The sequence below is a fragment of the Ignatzschineria cameli genome (assembly GCF_003121895.1).
Lineage (GTDB): Bacteria > Pseudomonadota > Gammaproteobacteria > Cardiobacteriales > Wohlfahrtiimonadaceae > Ignatzschineria > Ignatzschineria cameli.
In genome coordinates this window covers 105048-122270 of the sequence record NZ_QEWW01000001.1, presented here as the reverse complement: position 1 = coordinate 122270, position 17223 = coordinate 105048, and the positions used below count along the sequence as shown (strand labels likewise).

Genomic DNA, 17223 nt, shown 5'->3' with positions numbered 1-17223 from the left:
AACCAAAAGAAGGAGCAATCAGTAATTTTGATTGCTCCTTCTTTTATCATTGCGACTAACTCGACAAAACTTCCTTGAACTCTTCTTTTGATTCTTTTTTTGATTCAATTAAAACATCATACTTCGTTCTATCATTATCATGTAATTAACGAAGCTCAATATGATAGATTACAACTGTTGAAAAAGCGCCCCCTCTTAATGGTTTATCAGGGTTTTTTCTCAAAGTCGCTTCAATAAGTAAATTCAAAAATTCTTTCGGCTTCAATTCTCCAAAGCGCATTGGTGTATTTAATTTAATTTTACCAAAGCCCGAATGTATCTCTTCAAGAGAAAGAATAGTGCCATTATCTAGATAAATTTCGTCATTTAGTACAGGATCAGTTGCTTTAAATGTAATGATAGGGTACAGATTATAGGTACACGTATCTTCACTTGACCGAGCAACTCTAAAGAAAAATTTATTTTTAACGCTCCCTTCTAAATCTTCCCGATTAAGTGTTCCAAAATCAACTTGTGAAGGCACGATAATTAATGGCCCAGGGGTCACGCAAGGATCAGGGAATTTATCAAAAGTAGTCACTAGATTAACGACATAGGGTGCATAACGCTCTGATGAAGGGAGTGTAGAGCCCTTTTCCGATATAGAAAAAAGAGGCAAATAGAGAGGTCTTACTGGTTTTGGGTTCTCTGGGATGGTACCCGCTTCAAGTATTTTTTCACTAAGAGATATCTTGACTGAAATATCATGAAACCGTCCCTCCCCTAATGCAGGAAAATAAATTGGATTCAAATAGCTTTCTCTTACAGCAAATACATTTATATAGCCTGTTGATTGCTGTCTATCACCTAAATTAGTTATTGTCAATGTAATATCATATTTCTTTCTTAGAGGCTGATACTGCTCCAAATCAACATTAAAGTGATAAATACCATTTCCCCACCCCCCTATATATAATCCACTTTCAACATCAGCTCTACACCGAAGTTTAAATTCAAAAACTTGAGAAGGAGCTACTTCATTTAAAGGGAAGTTAGTTTCAAAATAGCGAGGTCCACCCATACCTGTGTCTTCCGCAATACAGAGTGGATTTCTCCAATCAATATTTTGAGTATATCCTTCTTGACCCAAACATATCCCTAACAATAAAAACAGAAAAAACTTTCTACATAGACTTATATTCACAAGAGATCTCCCTATGTAATTGACTTGCCTTTTATTTATTAATTTCTTTAATCATTGCTCTGTTAGAAAATTAATCATTGACCTAAACAGATAACTCATTGTTGTATTAATATAAATTTAGTCAAAAAAATCATATGTGGTGATTAATTAATGTTTTTATTTACGTAGAAAGTTGAAGAATATCTTTCAAATAATAGATAAGATCTCAATGAGCACTTATCTAAAACGATATATAACTAAATCTGTTATTAAGAATCAAGAATTAATAATATTCCATTAAATAGATAACTGTTGAAGAAAAAGGGCCGGATTTAATGTTTTTTCCCTTATTTCCTTTTTTTAATTCAACACTAATCGTCTTCTTTAATTTATTATTACTAACACGCCCTAGATCATATGCTTTTGCCATCGGTATTGTCCGATTGCTACTAGTATCTTTAAAGGTCATCATCAAACCATTTTCTAAATAAATATTATTATTCTCATAATAATCCTGGGGAATAAATGTCACCCGAGGAGATGATAAGATACCACTACAACTCCCACTATTACGCGTTAAGCTGATGTCAAAAGAACGAGAAACGACTTTCCCTGCTTCAATCTCATTTTTACTCAGGTTGCCAAAATCAATGGCATCTGTAGAAATGATAGTTTTATAGGCATCTATTAAACAGGGCTCATCCCTCATAAAAAAATTAGGATATATTGATGCCGCTGCTATATGCTCTCCCCTACCATTTTTGAGTGATGTAAAATAGGTATAGTCCATAATTTCCCAACTATAATTATCTTTATAAAAATTAGAATAAAAATAGAGTGGTTCTATTTGCATACGAACAACGACTTTTGCCGGAGTATAAGCTGTACCTGTATAGGTATAATTGCCCCCCCCAATAATTTTTTTATTCATAATATCGTAGCTCCCTCTCATTACTGCCCCACCAGTACCTCCTATTGGAGTCACCGTGATATGGACCATGGATGATACTCTGGACGGTCGAACTTCCCGCCAAAACTGATCAACTTTGTCCATTTGCCACGGAGTATAAGCAGATAACATCATTACGGTGATATTCCCTGGACATGAGACCGTATAAGTCATGATAGGATTAGCAAAATTCAAAATCTTATTTTGAGTCAACTCAGGAAGAATCATTCCTGTTGATGGGCCAACCTTCGGAAATCCCCACGGGGTTGAATAGTTAGTAATCTGGCATCCCGCTCTCTCACCAGATGAACCTTGTCCAAAGACTACAGAAATAACCGATATAAAAAATAAAATAGCACTACAGATTTTTGAAAAAATTTTCATATCATACCCTTTTGTCAACAGAGAATAACTCTTTATCTTTTATAATAATTTTCCTAATATGTTTTATTTATATGAATTAGATAATAAACCCTATCAAAAACAGTGAATTAATACCATATCGTTAAAGTAAAATATGACCTCCATAGCATGAAAATAAAAATTATTTATAATGCCTATAAACCTCATTATCTGACGATTACCAAGGAAAACCCTCATTATCTATTTAGATAATAAGGCAGATATTAACTTAAGATTTTCAACTGTTAAAACCTTTACTGAAATTCCTATTTGCTATAGCCTACTCTCCCATCAATCATCGATACTCAACATGATAGATAACAGTCGTTGAAAAAGGTCCTCCTTTCAATGACTTATTAGGGTTTTTTCTTAATTTTGCCTCTATACTTAAAAGAACTAGATCTTCTAAATTCAATTTACCTAATCGTATTGGAGTATTAAACTGCAATTTCCCAAGGTCACCACCGCCGTGAGGGGAGTGTAATACAGCATCAAGTGATAACAGAGTTCCATTAGAGAGTTGAATTTCATTATTAAGAATAGGCTCCGTCGCCTTAAATGTAATAATTGGATAAAGTGGCTGTTGGCAATGGTCATCGATGGATCTTACTAATCTCATTGAAAACCGCTCACTAACAACTTCCTCTAACATCTCTTTATTTAATGTTCCGAAATCAATGTCTTGTGGAGCCCTGATATTCAGCCCAGGAGTAACGCAGGGATCCGGGTCATTTTCCATCCCCATGGTAACGATAACATTGTAAGGAGCATAAGTTGGTCGAGTACTCTTTTCAAATACATTTAAAATGGGGAGATAAAGCGGACTAATGGGTTTAGGGTTCTCAGGAAAGTAAGTCGCGTAAAAAACCTTAACAGAAAGCCCTATGGTTACATCAATTTCATGATACTTACCCGCACCTAACGGAGGTAAATCGATAGGTTGTCCCTGCTCACTCGCTTCCATTTTAAAAAAGTTTAAGGAGTTAAAAAAGCTACCATATAACGTTTTCACTTCGCTATATATCATAAACCCTTGGTCATCAGGACGGTATTGTTGTAAATCCTTTACAAGTTGAATCGCTTGGGGGGTACCACTATTATCAGGCTCAACTCTAATGGGCACATCTGCCCGACAACGAAGTTTAAACTTTACATATTGCGGATCACCAAAATCTTCATATATTGGAAAGGTCGTCTCAATATAACGAGGCCCGCCTAAGCCTGTATCACTTGCGATACAAAGAGGATTATTCCAATTATTCGACTGTGCCAATGAATAATTAAAAATAATATATAGCCCTCCCATTAAGCATGGTAAAAAAATACGCCAACTTTGTGAAATATCCATTAGAGAGTACCTATTAAACTTGAAAGTTATAGAATCAAAAAACTATCTTGACCCTGTTCAGCAGGTCAAGATAGATTAGACTCTATTAGCTAAATTAAAATTACCATTAATTAGTTATTTGTTATCAACTGGCAACTACTACCGCACTGATAACTTTGTGATTCCGTACCACCATAATCATTGATAAAATAGATTGTCGGCGTATTGCCTAAAGTTTGGGCCACCGTGACACTCCCAAAAGGTTTCACAACAAGATCTTTTTCAATAATTTTCCCCTTTGGACCATTACTGACACCAAATATCACGATATGGTAAGGGGTTGGATTTTGCAGTGTGTAACTATTACCAGACTTTGCAACTTGTAGCTCTTTTAACCAACCATTATCTTTATATTGTGGTAATCCTTTAGGACGATAGAAGAGCTTTACCTTTGATTGAATAACAATATTGACCTGATTCTCAGCATCCGCTTTAGGAGGAACTCCCAAAACATTAAAAAAGAGCATCGACTCGCGATCTTCAGGAAGATTATTTTGACCCGCTAAAGAGATTTTTACCTGCTTCTCTTGTCCAGGATTAATTCTTTGCAAAATAGGGAGTGCTACTAAAGGCGATTCAATCTTGTTTCCTGCTTCATCCTCTATCCATGATTGCGCTAAATAAGGTTCATTTTTATTAGTATTTGAGACCACAATTGACTGAGAACTTGATTGCCCACGATCAAAAATAACTCGGGTCCGATCTAAGGTCAATTGAGCATAAGAGATATTAAGTAGTGCTACCGTTAAAATAAAGAGTCGTTTCATGTAAGATTACTCCTAGTGACAAATAATATTCGTTAAATCGTTAGAATCTGTTGATCGAATCGGTAGTGTACAGGATTGATCTCTTCCCCACTTCACAACAAACTCCGCTTTTTTATTAAGACCTGTGAGATAAGTCCGACCTTGATCGGCAACCATTCCTACCTCAGAGCCTTTCCCATTTTCTCGATAGACGATGGCCCCAAATGGCGGGTGGGATCCATCAGGAAGTGTAATCGTTACTAACGCTTTTTCCCCACTAATCGCATTTGCCGATCGATATGCAATCGCCCCTTTAGTCGGCGCAACTTCCATCACCCCATCTTGAATCTCAACATTGTTGGGCAGATTATCATTATCGATGAGATATGTGGAACGATAGTAGTTTGAAATATTACTAATACCGGCTAGACCAAAAATATTGGATTTACTACTATTTCCTTGCATTTCTACCCCTGGAACACCGGCATCAATAATCAAACGTGAGCCCTCTTCAAAAACATAAGGATGAGTTGCTAAACCATGCTCTGTTAATGTTAAAGAACCACTAAACCCTGCAGTAACATTTTGCTGATCTGAGGCATAACTTACAGAGCCATTAAAGTTACCAAAACTTAGTGTTGTATTGTAAGAAGCGCTTAATGCGTAATCGACTGAACCACTCAGGTCATGTTTGTGGTTCATTGCGGCACCTAAAGAGTAGTTACCGCCCATCCCTTCACTATAAAATACTGCTTGTTGTGAGACATTTTTACGACTTCTCTCATAACGAGCATTATATGAGAGACGAGATTTTCTATCTTCCAAAGGAATAGAGACATACACCCCAACTAGATCATCTTTCGCCCCATAGTTGCTCTTATTATGGGTAAAGTTAAGGGAAACCGATGAGTTTTGGAACCAGCCTCTTTCAATCGTCTTATAGAATGAAAGGTTATAGTAAGAATTACTCTCCTGATTCCAATAGGTCGATTTTGAAGCGGTTGCTGCCACACTTATATTCCACTGCGGGACATATTGTGACACACTTAGAGAGAAACGGTTTTTCTCTAAATAGATCCGATTATCTCTTCCTGTTTTCATATCTACATAGTTACTCAAGGTTGTGTAATCTCGACTTGAGAAGCGATAACCTACAATATTAAGCGAGGTATTTTCACCAAAACGTTTTGCATAATTAAAACGGTAGCTCTGTCCCGTTAAACGGCGACCTGGATTCGCTTTATTCTCTGATTTAGTGATATCAAAGGAGAGTGCTCCCACTATTCCAAGATTAAGTCCTAAGCCTGCATTGTAAGCAACGTACTCATTATTTGTGGTATAGGTTAACCCACCAATCAGAGAGATCATATCGGTCAAACCGTAGGATCCATCCGCTGATGCAAATTTCACATCAATCTTATGCGAATTATTTTGTGGCGCTAATTTACCGGCGTTAAGATTGTAGCGTAATGCCCCTTTTCGCGTTAAGTAAGGTACATGCGCTATCTCGACCTGAAACTCATTGATCGAGCCATCGCTCTCTTCCACCGTAACATCAACAGTTCCACTCAAATAGGAGGGGAGATTGGCAATTGCAAAAGGTCCTGGGGGAACTTGCACCTGCTTAATGATATTGCCATATTGTCTTACCGTTACAACGGCATTTGAGGTTGCTGTCCCGGTCACTTGAGGTGCATAACCTTGTAAATAGTTAGGCATCATGCTCTCTTCAGTATAGAGAGAAACCCCCTTAAAACGCACAGAACTAAAGAGATTTGAGCGAGAGTAGAGCTCTCCTGCATAAAGGTGTGCATTAAGAGCGCCTATATCAGTAAATCCATAGGTTTGGGTTCGCTCAAACTTCTTCACATTATTAGGGCTATATTGATAGTTGGTTCTAAAACGAAATCTTCCGAGATTAAAACCGATTACACCATAACTTGAGAAGTGATTACTACTATAGTGTCCACCATCACTTCCCTTATAACGATTATAAGTTTTGAGTAAGTTGTAATCTAAAAACAGACCACTAATACCATAATCACGCTGATTTGGTGGAACCCAATAGGGATCGAAGTCCACCAAATAAGCATGAGGCATACGAATCTTAATCTTTTGTTCTCTATCATCAAACTCTGCCGCAATTGCAGAATCATACTGCTCTAATCCATAGCACTCACCCGCATCAGTACTATTGACTAACGTTTTTTTAGCCCCTACACGGAGCTCTTTGCTAATAGGAAGAGATGTTAACAGCTCATCGGTATAACAGATATAACTCTGCCCTTCCTCGCTATAGAGATAGACAGGATAGTTATAGAAAATATTTTGCTCATTGATCACAATATCAGCAAGATATTTACCCGTAAATTGATCATTACTCCCCGCAAAGGCAGAAAGATCAACATTCTCAAACCCTAAAGATTCTAAAATCTTATTGTCAAATTCAAATGCATAACTGATAGGTGATAGTAGAGCACCGATAAGAATTAGGGTTCCCCCTCTTTTCACAGCAGCTTTCATTAAAGGTTTCATTACTCAGTAACTCTTTCTAGGATGATTATCTAGGATTAGGATGATGATAGAGAGATGGTTGATAGGAGAAACTTTCCCATCAAAATAATTATCTTGAATCTATTTATTGAATCTATTTATAAATTCATTAACAGCACTTTTTGATTTAAGTTTTAAATAAATTTTAAACAAAACAGTTAACTTGCAAAGTACATCGTCACCACCGCTCAATTGATTCAAAAGTAGGTACCCCTCAATAAGTTTAGAGGGATACCTATCCTTTATTGCATAGAAATTAAAGTACTAATAAACCACTAAAGTGACTAACCTTAATTTCTAAGTTTTTGCTAGAGCGACTTATTTATAGCTTGCAACAAATGATACTGTTGTTTCGACAGAGCCAGCAGTTACTTCAGCATCACCTGCCATACGACCACGCACCTGATATGTGGCAGTACCATTTACTTTATCGATATTAGCAATTATCGGAGTTGTAACACCAGCAGGAGAGATTGGTTTAATACCATCTTTACCCCCAATTTCTACTTCGATACCAACCCCTTTTGCTTTACCATTATTAGCCCAAAGATCATCTCCAAAAGAGGCTTTTGCACCTGGGTTTATAGTAATAGAGACTGACTGAAGCCCTTCACCTTCCTTAGCTTCTAAATTACAATTTATAAATTTAACTTCTCCTGTAGTCCAACCACTGAAGGCATTTTTAAGAGATGCTTTAGGCATTGATCCAAGATTAATGTTTGCAGAGTTGCCCGCAACAATTTCACAACCTTTTTCTGTCACTGTTCCGGTGAACTTAATTTGGCCATCTGAACCTGCAGTTTGTGCAAATGCTGCTGTCGATAAAGATAATGCCGCCACTAATGCTAATGATAATTTTTTCATAGTTTTCACAACCTTTTTAATTCAATTTCTATTTAACAATTTGTTCAATATTAAAAAGAAGGAGGTGAAATCCTAAGAGTTCCTCTCCTCAATGTCCTCAATCTGACAAGCAGAAAAGATGACAGGGAGAAACCTAACATAAAAAATATTTTAAAGTAAAGTGACGCGCTCATGCCCTTAATCTTGTCTGATGAATAAATCGCAAGATAATTATGGAAGTAAATATTCGATAACCCTTAACAAAGCCGGCAAATAAGCGGAAGAGGAAAAATATAAAAAATAGGGAATTTTAAAGCTATTATTTTTTAATAGGTATTCCACCTTAAAATTTTGATCAATATTTATTCAAAACTAAGGGAAAAAATCACATAAATAAACATTATTTAATGTAAATTATTGTATATTGGTATTTTCAAACATAAAATTTTTATTTTAATAATTTTAACAATGTAAATATCATAAGCTTTTATTGACGCTGTTCGCATCTATCCATCACTCTTCTTGAACCTAGATCAATATCGTATATACAGCAAATTGAGAAGATAAATAGAGATAAAGATCAAGATATTAACAATATATACCATACAGATAGATCCTGACTCAAGGCGTTAAAGAAACAAGCGATTTAAAGATAATTTTTCTAAATTATCTTTAAAAAATATAGATATATCAGAACTAAAAATATCCAAATAACAGAGAAATATAGAGGAAATAATAAAAAGTTAACAAAAAATAACATTATTTTATATTGGTTATTTATGTGTTAATTATTGATAGATTATTAATAAATACTCTATTGCTTGTCTATTACTGACCTATTACTGACCTATTACTGACCTATTACTTATCCCTTAACTACAAGCAATTAGTTAGAATGACAACCAGGGTCTTATCCCCCTTCAAAAGAATAAGATCTCCTCCTCCGATCTCTTTTTTTTTAAACAATAAAAAAGCCTAGTCAAAAAATGACCAGGCTCATGAAGATAGAATAGTAGGGACTTTAAAACATTTAATTATATAAATTCCTTACATCTATTAAATCTTTTAAATATCTACTTGTAATAGTAGATTTATAGCATCCTCTATCGAAGACTCAACCATCAATTAATTGACTTAACGATTTTTAAAGAATGTGACCAGACGCATCCCAACGAGCATTGCGATCACAAAGATGATTCCTTCCCACATTCCACGCCCAAGGAGTACTAGTGCTGGTGCCGGACAGATCCCAACTAATCCCCAACCGATACCAAAGATCAATCCCCCTAAGATAAGATCTTTATTAATCTTGCTATTTTTAGGAAAATTGAGCGGATCGCCCGTTAATGTTTTGTCTCGTCTTCGAGCAATAAAGACACCGAGAAAAGAGATCAATAACGCGCCAACCATAACCCATAAAAGCGCAGGATTCCAATCCCCAAAAGGATCTAAAAAACCTTGAACAACTGCAGGATCAGCCATACCTGAGTAGAGAAGCCCTAAACCAAAAAGCAATCCTGAGGCAAACGAAATAATCAACTTCATCTTAACCTCCCATCATCAGATGTTTTAGGACAAAAACGGTAACGCCACCTGCCACCATAAAGAGCACCGTAATAATAAGGGAGCCCGGAGCAAATCGCGAGATACCACAGATACTATGGCCACTTGTACAACCTGATCCCATCGCAGATCCTACCCCGACCAGAAGGCCTGCGGCGATCAGAAGAGGTATTGAAGAGGTGACAGAAACCGTTGGAAGTGACCCCGCAATTAGATAATAAATTCCGGGAGAGATAAGTAAGCCAACCACAAAGAGAACGCGCCAAGCTGTAATACCTTGACGCGTTAAAAGATTACTTACAATACCACTCACCCCCATAATCCGCCCTAACCCAATTAGGAAGAGAACAGCGGCACACCCAATGAGCAATCCCCCAAGAAGCGCCGGAAGCGAAAAGAATGTCATAATATTGATTACTCCTTAAATTCTTTAGCACAAAATAGATCGTAAATACAGTGTAAGAGTGTAATCACTTTTGGATCATCAACAGAGTAGTAGATCCACTTTCCATCACGGCGCGTCTTGACTAAATTATCTTCACGCAAAACACCGAGCTGTTGTGAAAGCGTTGGTTGCTGAATACCGGTTAACTCTTCGAGAGCAGAGACAGAAAACTCCCCTTTACTCAAATGACAGAGCAGCAGTAGCCGATCCTCATTGCCAAATTTTTTTAAAAAAGCGGTCGCTTCCGTTGCGCCTTCACGCATCTCTTGAATATTCATCTTTCCCCCTAGAAACTAACTATATTAAAAATTCAATCATTGCACCGAAATCTGCATCCAAAATCGATTACAACAATCATTATACCTACTAATAATATATTTAAAAACTAATTCTATAGCTTTAAACAACAGAAAAGAGCGCTACTTTCTCTCTCCACTTGAAGGTAGCACTCCTTTAAACTTAATCTCGACTCCTTCTGCTTACGCTAACAGAGTGTTATCAATCGAGTCTCATCACTCATTGTGCCGGCAGAGTAGATACAAATTGGCTCGATCAATTGAGATGATCACCCTTATAATCCATCACTATTAGCCACAACAATATTTACTTATTTAAAGTAAATTGCTCGCTTTATCTACGCCTCTCCTCTCTCTAGCAATGGAAGATAATCACCATATCCTTCCTCAACCATCTTCTCTTTAGGAATAAAACGCAAAGCTGCCGAATTGATACAATATCGCATCCCTCCAAGCGCTTTAGGTCCATCTGCAAAGAGATGTCCTAAATGGGAATCAGCACTACGACTTCTCACCTCAGTTCTATGATAACCGTAAGAGTGATCATCATGCTCTGTAATTTCTTCTGCCTCAATCGGGCGCGAGAATGCCGGCCATCCACAGCCTGCATCAAACTTATCACAAGAAGCGAAAAGAGGCTCACCTGAGACAATATCAACATAGATACCTTCTTCAAAATGCTGATCATACTCATTTTGGAAGGGAGGCTCTGTCCCATTCTCTTGTGTCACAAAATATTGCATCGAAGTTAACCGACTCTTTAAAGAGGCTTTCTCCGCTTCTGATAATATATGCCGCTTTGTTACACCCTCTTTTATCTCACTCACTGTCTCTTCTCCCCTACCGTTTAAACTATTACTAGAGAGCACTTCTATGATGGGTTCTCCCTACTATCCCTCTAATTTATCACTTTTTTACAGAAAAGTGTCACTGACGCTGCTGAAATTATGACCGCTTTCTCAACTTCTCCTCTAAAAGGGGACTCCTAATAACATACTAAACTGATATGCTTTAGAGGGAGTGTCGGTTAAAATTACTCTCTCCTCTCAAAAAAGTAAAGCTTCTGCCTAAAAAAATATTATCGCGCCTCTAATTCTCTATTTATGCATTGCTTACGCAGTGGTAGAATAAGCATCTCTTTCTATTAGATAAAGTGACAATATACTTATGTTAATCATTGATGTTAGAACTCCCGAAGAGTTCAATGCCGGGCACCTCAAAGGGGCTATCTTAATTGAGTATCAAAATATATTAAATGAAATTGAGCAATATGTAGATTCTAAGGAGAAGGAGATCGGTCTCTACTGCGCCGCTGGCGTTCGATCTGAGTTTGCGACACAAGCCCTTCTTCATCATGGTTATCATCAAGCTGTGAACTTAGGGAGCTTCTCCGCACTGTGGCAACAATATCCACAATTACGTGATGAGTAAATATCAGATTGAAGATCTAATTATCTACTGTATCGTTAACATCCGTTAAAGATTCATTAAAAGATTCCATTAAAAGATTCATTTCGATTATTTCCAATCGATTATTTGCAATCACTAATAAACAATCACTAATAAAAAATCGCTAATAGCGACTAACGATTATCAACAATTAACATGAGAGATAACGTGAAAGATAACGTGACGTTACTTTTCCCAAGATCCCTTCTCGCATAGGAGCACATTCAACCGTATGAGTATATTTATTACCATCTTTGTTATTATTTTGCTTATTGCACTTGCGAGTACCCTGCATAAGCTGATCCCTTTCCAATTTCCACTCCCCTTTATTCAGATCCTTTTAGGAGCGATTGTCTCCTGGCCTCATGATGGGTTTCATGTCACTTTCGATCCTGAGCTCTTTATGTTGCTCTTTATTCCGCCTCTTCTCTTTGAAGATGGCCGAAAGATGCCATTAAAAGATTTTATTAGCTCAGGGCGAGAGATTGCCAGCCTTGCCCTAGTTCTCGTTTTTGTAACCGTTGCGGGTTTAGGCTATCTGATCTACTACTTTATGCCGGAGATGTCACTTCCTGTTGCCTTCGCTTTAGCAGCTGTTCTCTCTCCGACAGATGCGGTTGCGCTCTCAAGTATTGTTGGAAAAGGTCGTCTTTCACACCGTTTAATGCGAGTCTTAGAAGGGGAAGCATTGATGAATGATGCCTCAGCACTGGTCTCTCTTAAATTTGCTATTGCTGTTGCTTTAGGAGTTGCGGCACTTACAACTACTGAAGATTATGCTCTCTTGAGCTTAACTTTCCTAAAGATGGCTGTCGGTGGGGTAATTGTAGGAATCGCCTTCTCTTGGGTCTACATTAAGCTGATCTTCTATATTGGCAAGTTACAAGGAGATGATGTCGGCTCACAGATGATCCTTCTGATGCTCCTCCCCTTTGGCGCCTATGCGATTGCAGAACTACTCGATTTGTCGGGGATTCTCTCTGCTGTAACAGCTGGGATGACAGTAAGCTTCTCTAAATTCTTCCAAACAACGCCGGTACAGATGCGACTACGGGCAAATAGTATCTGGGGATTGATCGAGTACCTCCTCAATGGTGCTGTCTTCTTAATGTTGGGATTACAGATTCCCAGCATCTTCCAAGAGACTTACCTCGATGCTTTAGTCGATCCATCGACCACATTTACGACATTAATCGGTGATATCGTTCTTATCTACTTTGCATTGATGCTATTACGCTTTCTCTGGTTGCTCTTGCTCCGTTACACAAGCCCCATCACGCCTTTTAAGAAGCCGATGGTCTTTGCCACAATGAGTTTTAAAGAGCTCCTTATTCTCACTTTTTCGGGAGTCCGTGGGACCGTAACATTGGCAGCTGCCCTCTCTATTCCGCTCTTTATCTCCACCAATCCTGATATTCCCTTCCCTGCGCGTTATCAGGTAATCTTCTTGGCAGCGGGGATTATTATTATGTCTCTTATCACGGCAGCTTTGGTCTTACCTCTGCTATTAAGAAAAAAACGGGGAGCAACAGAGCCCATTGCTGTTGAGAGCATTCATGAAGAACATGAGGTGCGTGCAGAGATTGCAAATGCAGCCATTGAAGCAGTAGAGAAGACCGCAGAGATACTCAATGCAGAGCAACCTTCTGAAGAAGAGAGTGAGCGACAGCTCTTTATTCGCCAGATTAGCAATCATGTCATTAGCGAAATTGAGCAGGTCAACCATATGATACAGAAAACCGAAGAGAGTGATGCCATTGAGGTCCATATTCGTCTCTCTGCTGTTCGGGCAGAACGCCGAAAACTCTATGAGCTTAACTCGAAGAAACGTATCAGCCCTGAGCTCTACGCAAAACTCCTCTATGAGATCGATTTAGCGGAGACCTTAATCTTAGGTCGCTCGCCGATTCATCCCAATTAGAGCCATCTTCAATTAGATCTACCACGATCATCTAATGGATCATAAAAGGGAATCTTTAATGATCCATTAGTGATCATTAGTGATCATTAGTGATCCCTAAATAGAAGAGAATTAAACAGAACATATAGCGGGACAGTATCCCGCTATTTTTATATCTCTCAATAGCCGAAAGTCCCCATCTAGTTGAAAGTCAACATCCACTGAATCTAGTCTGTCTCTCTTGCCCTCTTTTCTCCTCTCTCAACCAATCACGTTTCAAAAACTCAAGACAAGAAAAAGGCCCCTTGGGACAAAGTCATTGTCGGGGCCTCTTTTAGGGATGCAACTGTAATATGGGGTGATCTTGTCTCATTTCAAGAGATCTTCTTCAATAATCAAGAGAATCATGATCTAGAGCAAGATTGCCCCTACGCTTTAATAACGCGCATCTTTAGGTTTTTTACCATTTGGCCAGTCATTGACCTTCCCTTCAAAATCAGGACGGGGAAGATGGGTAAAGTATTCAGAGACATCTACCGCTTCTTGATCAGTTAAGACACCTCCCTGCCCCCATGCGCCATCAAAGCTAACCGCCATCGGCATATTATATTTTACAAACTGCGCCGCTTTGTAGGTTCTTGCCATACCAGCCCCAATATTGAAAGATTCAGGTCCCCAAAGTGGTGGAAAGATCACATTTCCTCGCTTATCTTTTAAGCCCTCACCTTGATCACCATGACAAGTTGCACATTGAGCCTCATAGATCGCCTGTCCTCTGATAGGATCAGGTACTAAGCTCTCATCAACAGGACCAGAGTTGACAAGCGCAACTTTTGCATCGGCAGGTTGACTTGCACTTAACCAAGTCATATAAGCGATCATCGCCTTCATCTCTTTCGATTCAGGATCGAGGGGCTTTCCATTCATTGAACGTTGGAAACAACCATTAATTCGCCCCTCTAAGGAGACCATCTTTCCTGCACGTGGCATCACCTTAGGATATTGATGCGCTGTTGTTAAGTATGGCGCGCCATATTGCGCTTTACCTTCCGCAATGTGACAACTATTACAGTTCATCGTTGCGCCCACATTATCAGGAAGAAGACGCTTAGTCTCATTGAGCAATACCTTACCGTAGAGGATCTCTTTTGCATTGGGCTCTTTTAAGATCTCAAGATCGGAAGGAACGGTATACCAGCCTAAATCCTCCCCATTTTGGTCTGTCATTGGAAAACGCTCCGGATCAGCTTCTGTTAAATTCGCAGCAATTGCGATAGCACCCATGCCGGCAATCGATCCTCCTAAAATAAAGGCTAAAATCGATTTTCTCCACGCTTTTCGGTCTCTCGCTTTTTGGTCTCTCTTTCTCTTACTCTTCATCGGCATACCTTCCCTTACTTCCATTTCGCTCTTTTTATCTAACCATTGTGATTGATCTATCCACTCTCTACTTGCAGGTGTCATCATCGTGATCTCTGTCGTTACAAGGTTGTGATCAATTCCCCTATTCCCCACTAAAGTGACTGAGGGACTTCTCTTCTGATCGATCTTCATCATCCTCTCCTCTCTTAGTTTAGGGTGATATTAGGGGCTTTATGCCGTAAGAACTCTCGAATCTCTGCAACATCTTTCGCCTCAATCTCAGGCGCAGTATTATTCCAACTATTGCGAATAAAGTTAACAATAATCGCCACTTCATCATCGCTTAAATGGTTAAATGCAGGCATTGTAAATGCCATTCGATCTGCCGGAGTTGCGGCCATCTTACCCCCTTCGAGGGTTACCTGAATAACGGATTGAGCATTATTGGCAATCACCGCACTATTTAAGTTTAATGCCGGGAAAATACGAGGAACACCATCACCATCGGCACGATGACAGGTATAACAATGTTCTACATAGAGAATTGCACCAGGATCACTATATTGACCAGAGAGTAGAAGATCCGTTGTGGTATCCTCTTTTTCAGGAAGATTTAAGATCTTATTAGGCGCCGGCGATAAGCTCTTTAGATAAGCTGCTGTTGCGGCAAGGTCTTGATCGCTCCAATATTGAGAACTATGTTCAATCACATCTGCCATCGCACCAAAAGCGATAATTCTGTCAGTTCGCCCTGTCTTTAAGAACTCCACTAAATCTTCCTGACTCCACATCTTCAAGCCCTGCGCTTCCCCACGAAGACTCTTTGCACGCCAGCCATCAATCAATGCGCCTGAGAGAAAAAGATCTGAATCATTAGAGAGTGCCACCTCTTGATAGGCAATGCCTCGCGGCGTATGACACGCACCACAATGGCCAGGTCCTTCCACCAAGTAAGCACCATGATTTTCTAGATCGCTCAATGCTGGATCAGGCTTAAATTCACGTGATGGAGAGAAGAAGAGCTGCCAATAAGCAACTGGCCAACGCATACTCATAAACCATGGGAATGTTGTTGGCGCATTAGACTTTAATACTGGTTGAACTCCCATCATAAAATAGGCATACATCGCTTCCATATCCTCATCCGGCATAATGGCATAAGAGGTATAAGGCATTGCCGGATAGAGGGGCGCATCATCTTGACGCACACCATGTTTAACTGCATTGGTAAACTCTTCTAAAGAGTAACTACCGATACCGGTTTCAAGATCGGGAGTAATATTGGTAGAGTAGATCGCACCGAAAGGTGTCTGCATTGCAAGTCCTCCAGCATACTCTGGCTCCCCCGGTACACTGTGACAAGCGGCACAGTCTGAGAGCCTTGCCACATACTCACCGCGCGTGATTAAGGCTTCATCATAAGCGATCTTTGCGCTATCTGCCGGCATCTCCGCTTTACGGGAATGGGTTAAAAATGTGGACCCAGCATAGGCGCCTAAAAACCCTACTACGCCTATAATCACCAGACTACCTATCAGCTTCTTCATACTTGCACCCCGCTACTTTTAATTTTTGTCAATCAATTTTCAAATTCTTTTGTTATCCGATCGCCGGAAAATACCACTCTTATTTATTCTTTTTACTTATGACCTATTTATTCTGATGAGGGCATCTTCATTTTAAGTTCTCTTTTTAAATTCTCTTTTTAAATTCTCTTTAAAAGATCGCTATCGATTCTCTACTATCTTTTGATACTTAAAATCACTGACTCAGCGCTAACTTATTAGCTTCTCAGTCTACTGCTCACCCAATTCGAGAGGAAGCTATCCATTAGAGCGATTGACTTATGGGGATTTATCTGATCTAAAAATTGCAATTTTTCACTTTATCAATATTACCAATAGGTTAAGAAGGATTGATCTTAGCGAAATCCGCTATTTTTCATACACTGGGACAATTTTAAAATAAATAACAATTTGCATCTCATATGACATCCATCAAATAAAACATTCATCAAATAAAGAGATGGAAAGAAAAGGGATCTAATTTAGGCTTTGATAAAAATAGAGACCTTCAATAGTCTTTCAATAAAGATTGGCGCTTTAGATCGAACAAGGATCAATTAAGCCCGATATTGCTGCTAAAAAAATAGTCAAGAAGTAGGAA

At 38.8% G+C, this 17223-nt stretch carries 14 protein-coding genes; 2 read left to right on the top strand and 12 right to left on the bottom strand.

Annotation, left to right across the window (positions count from 1 at the left end; genetic code table 11):
* Positions 1-145: 145 nt before the first annotated feature.
* The 10 genes from DC077_RS00445 to msrB form a co-directional block, all read right to left on the bottom strand.
* A complete protein-coding gene (locus DC077_RS00445; protein WP_109217747.1) occupies positions 146-1129 on the bottom strand; it encodes a hypothetical protein in 984 nt (327 codons plus the stop codon).
* Between the two features lie 316 nt (positions 1130-1445).
* Complete coding sequence (locus DC077_RS00440) at positions 1446-2513, bottom strand: hypothetical protein (RefSeq protein ID WP_133243537.1); 1068 nt, start codon at positions 2511-2513, stop codon at positions 1446-1448.
* Between the two features lie 295 nt (positions 2514-2808).
* The gene (locus DC077_RS00435) at positions 2809-3861 is read right to left on the bottom strand and encodes a hypothetical protein (RefSeq protein WP_109217745.1); all 1053 of its coding nucleotides are present in this window, start codon (positions 3859-3861) and stop codon (positions 2809-2811) included.
* 110 nt (positions 3862-3971) lie between these two features.
* Positions 3972-4667, bottom strand: a complete 696-nt coding sequence (locus DC077_RS00430; RefSeq protein ID WP_109201313.1) for a fimbrial biogenesis chaperone — start codon at positions 4665-4667, stop codon at positions 3972-3974.
* A gap of 12 nt (positions 4668-4679) precedes the next feature.
* Positions 4680-7181, bottom strand: a complete 2502-nt coding sequence (locus tag DC077_RS00425; protein WP_109217744.1) for a fimbria/pilus outer membrane usher protein — start codon at positions 7179-7181, stop codon at positions 4680-4682.
* A 336-nt stretch (positions 7182-7517) separates the two neighbouring features.
* Positions 7518-8063, bottom strand: coding sequence for a fimbrial protein (locus DC077_RS00420; protein WP_109217743.1), 546 nt, complete (start codon positions 8061-8063; stop codon positions 7518-7520).
* A 1113-nt stretch (positions 8064-9176) separates the two neighbouring features.
* Entirely contained in the window at positions 9177-9587 is a 411-nt protein-coding gene (locus DC077_RS00415) for a YeeE/YedE family protein (RefSeq protein WP_109217742.1), read from the bottom strand.
* Between the two features lies 1 nt (position 9588).
* Positions 9589-10011, bottom strand: a complete 423-nt coding sequence (locus tag DC077_RS00410; protein WP_109217741.1) for a YeeE/YedE family protein — start codon at positions 10009-10011, stop codon at positions 9589-9591.
* An 8-nt stretch (positions 10012-10019) separates the two neighbouring features.
* On the bottom strand, positions 10020-10328 hold the full coding sequence (locus tag DC077_RS00405; protein WP_109201307.1) for an ArsR/SmtB family transcription factor: 309 nt from the start codon (positions 10326-10328) through the stop codon (positions 10020-10022).
* 356 nt (positions 10329-10684) lie between these two features.
* Positions 10685-11137, bottom strand: coding sequence for a peptide-methionine (R)-S-oxide reductase MsrB (msrB, locus tag DC077_RS00400; RefSeq protein WP_275663868.1), 453 nt, complete (start codon positions 11135-11137; stop codon positions 10685-10687).
* A 376-nt stretch (positions 11138-11513) separates the two neighbouring features.
* On the opposite strand from msrB, the gene DC077_RS00395 reads away from it, so the two are divergent.
* Both DC077_RS00395 and DC077_RS00390 read left to right on the top strand, forming a co-directional pair.
* Positions 11514-11777, top strand: coding sequence for a rhodanese-like domain-containing protein (locus DC077_RS00395; RefSeq protein ID WP_109201306.1), 264 nt, complete (start codon positions 11514-11516; stop codon positions 11775-11777).
* Positions 11778-12027: 250 nt separating this feature from the next.
* Complete coding sequence (locus tag DC077_RS00390; RefSeq protein WP_109217740.1) at positions 12028-13716, top strand: Na+/H+ antiporter; 1689 nt, start codon at positions 12028-12030, stop codon at positions 13714-13716.
* Positions 13717-14130: 414 nt separating this feature from the next.
* Here the strand turns inward: DC077_RS00390 and DC077_RS00385 are convergent, their stop codons facing one another.
* The gene (locus DC077_RS00385; protein ID WP_109201533.1) at positions 14131-14979 is read right to left on the bottom strand and encodes a c-type cytochrome; all 849 of its coding nucleotides are present in this window, start codon (positions 14977-14979) and stop codon (positions 14131-14133) included.
* Positions 14980-15263: 284 nt separating this feature from the next.
* On the bottom strand, positions 15264-16604 hold the full coding sequence (locus DC077_RS00380) for a c-type cytochrome (RefSeq protein ID WP_109217739.1): 1341 nt from the start codon (positions 16602-16604) through the stop codon (positions 15264-15266).
* Positions 16605-17223: the final 619 nt, after the last annotated feature.

Coding starts and splice junctions, on each gene's coding strand:
- DC077_RS00420 (WP_109217743.1), bottom strand. CDS start 8,063: ATGAAAAAATTATCATTAGCATTAGTGGCGGCATTATCTTTATCGACA.
- DC077_RS00380 (WP_109217739.1), bottom strand. CDS start 16,604: ATGAAGAAGCTGATAGGTAGTCTGGTGATTATAGGCGTAGTAGGGTTT.
- DC077_RS00390 (WP_109217740.1), top strand. CDS start 12,028: ATGAGTATATTTATTACCATCTTTGTTATTATTTTGCTTATTGCACTT.
- DC077_RS00410 (WP_109217741.1), bottom strand. CDS start 10,011: ATGACATTCTTTTCGCTTCCGGCGCTTCTTGGGGGATTGCTCATTGGG.
- DC077_RS00415 (WP_109217742.1), bottom strand. CDS start 9,587: ATGAAGTTGATTATTTCGTTTGCCTCAGGATTGCTTTTTGGTTTAGGG.
- DC077_RS00385 (WP_109201533.1), bottom strand. CDS start 14,979: ATGGGTGCTATCGCAATTGCTGCGAATTTAACAGAAGCTGATCCGGAG.
- DC077_RS00395 (WP_109201306.1), top strand. CDS start 11,514: ATGTTAATCATTGATGTTAGAACTCCCGAAGAGTTCAATGCCGGGCAC.
- DC077_RS00435 (WP_109217745.1), bottom strand. CDS start 3,861: ATGGATATTTCACAAAGTTGGCGTATTTTTTTACCATGCTTAATGGGA.
- DC077_RS00405 (WP_109201307.1), bottom strand. CDS start 10,328: ATGAATATTCAAGAGATGCGTGAAGGCGCAACGGAAGCGACCGCTTTT.
- DC077_RS00425 (WP_109217744.1), bottom strand. CDS start 7,181: ATGAAACCTTTAATGAAAGCTGCTGTGAAAAGAGGGGGAACCCTAATT.
- DC077_RS00430 (WP_109201313.1), bottom strand. CDS start 4,667: ATGAAACGACTCTTTATTTTAACGGTAGCACTACTTAATATCTCTTAT.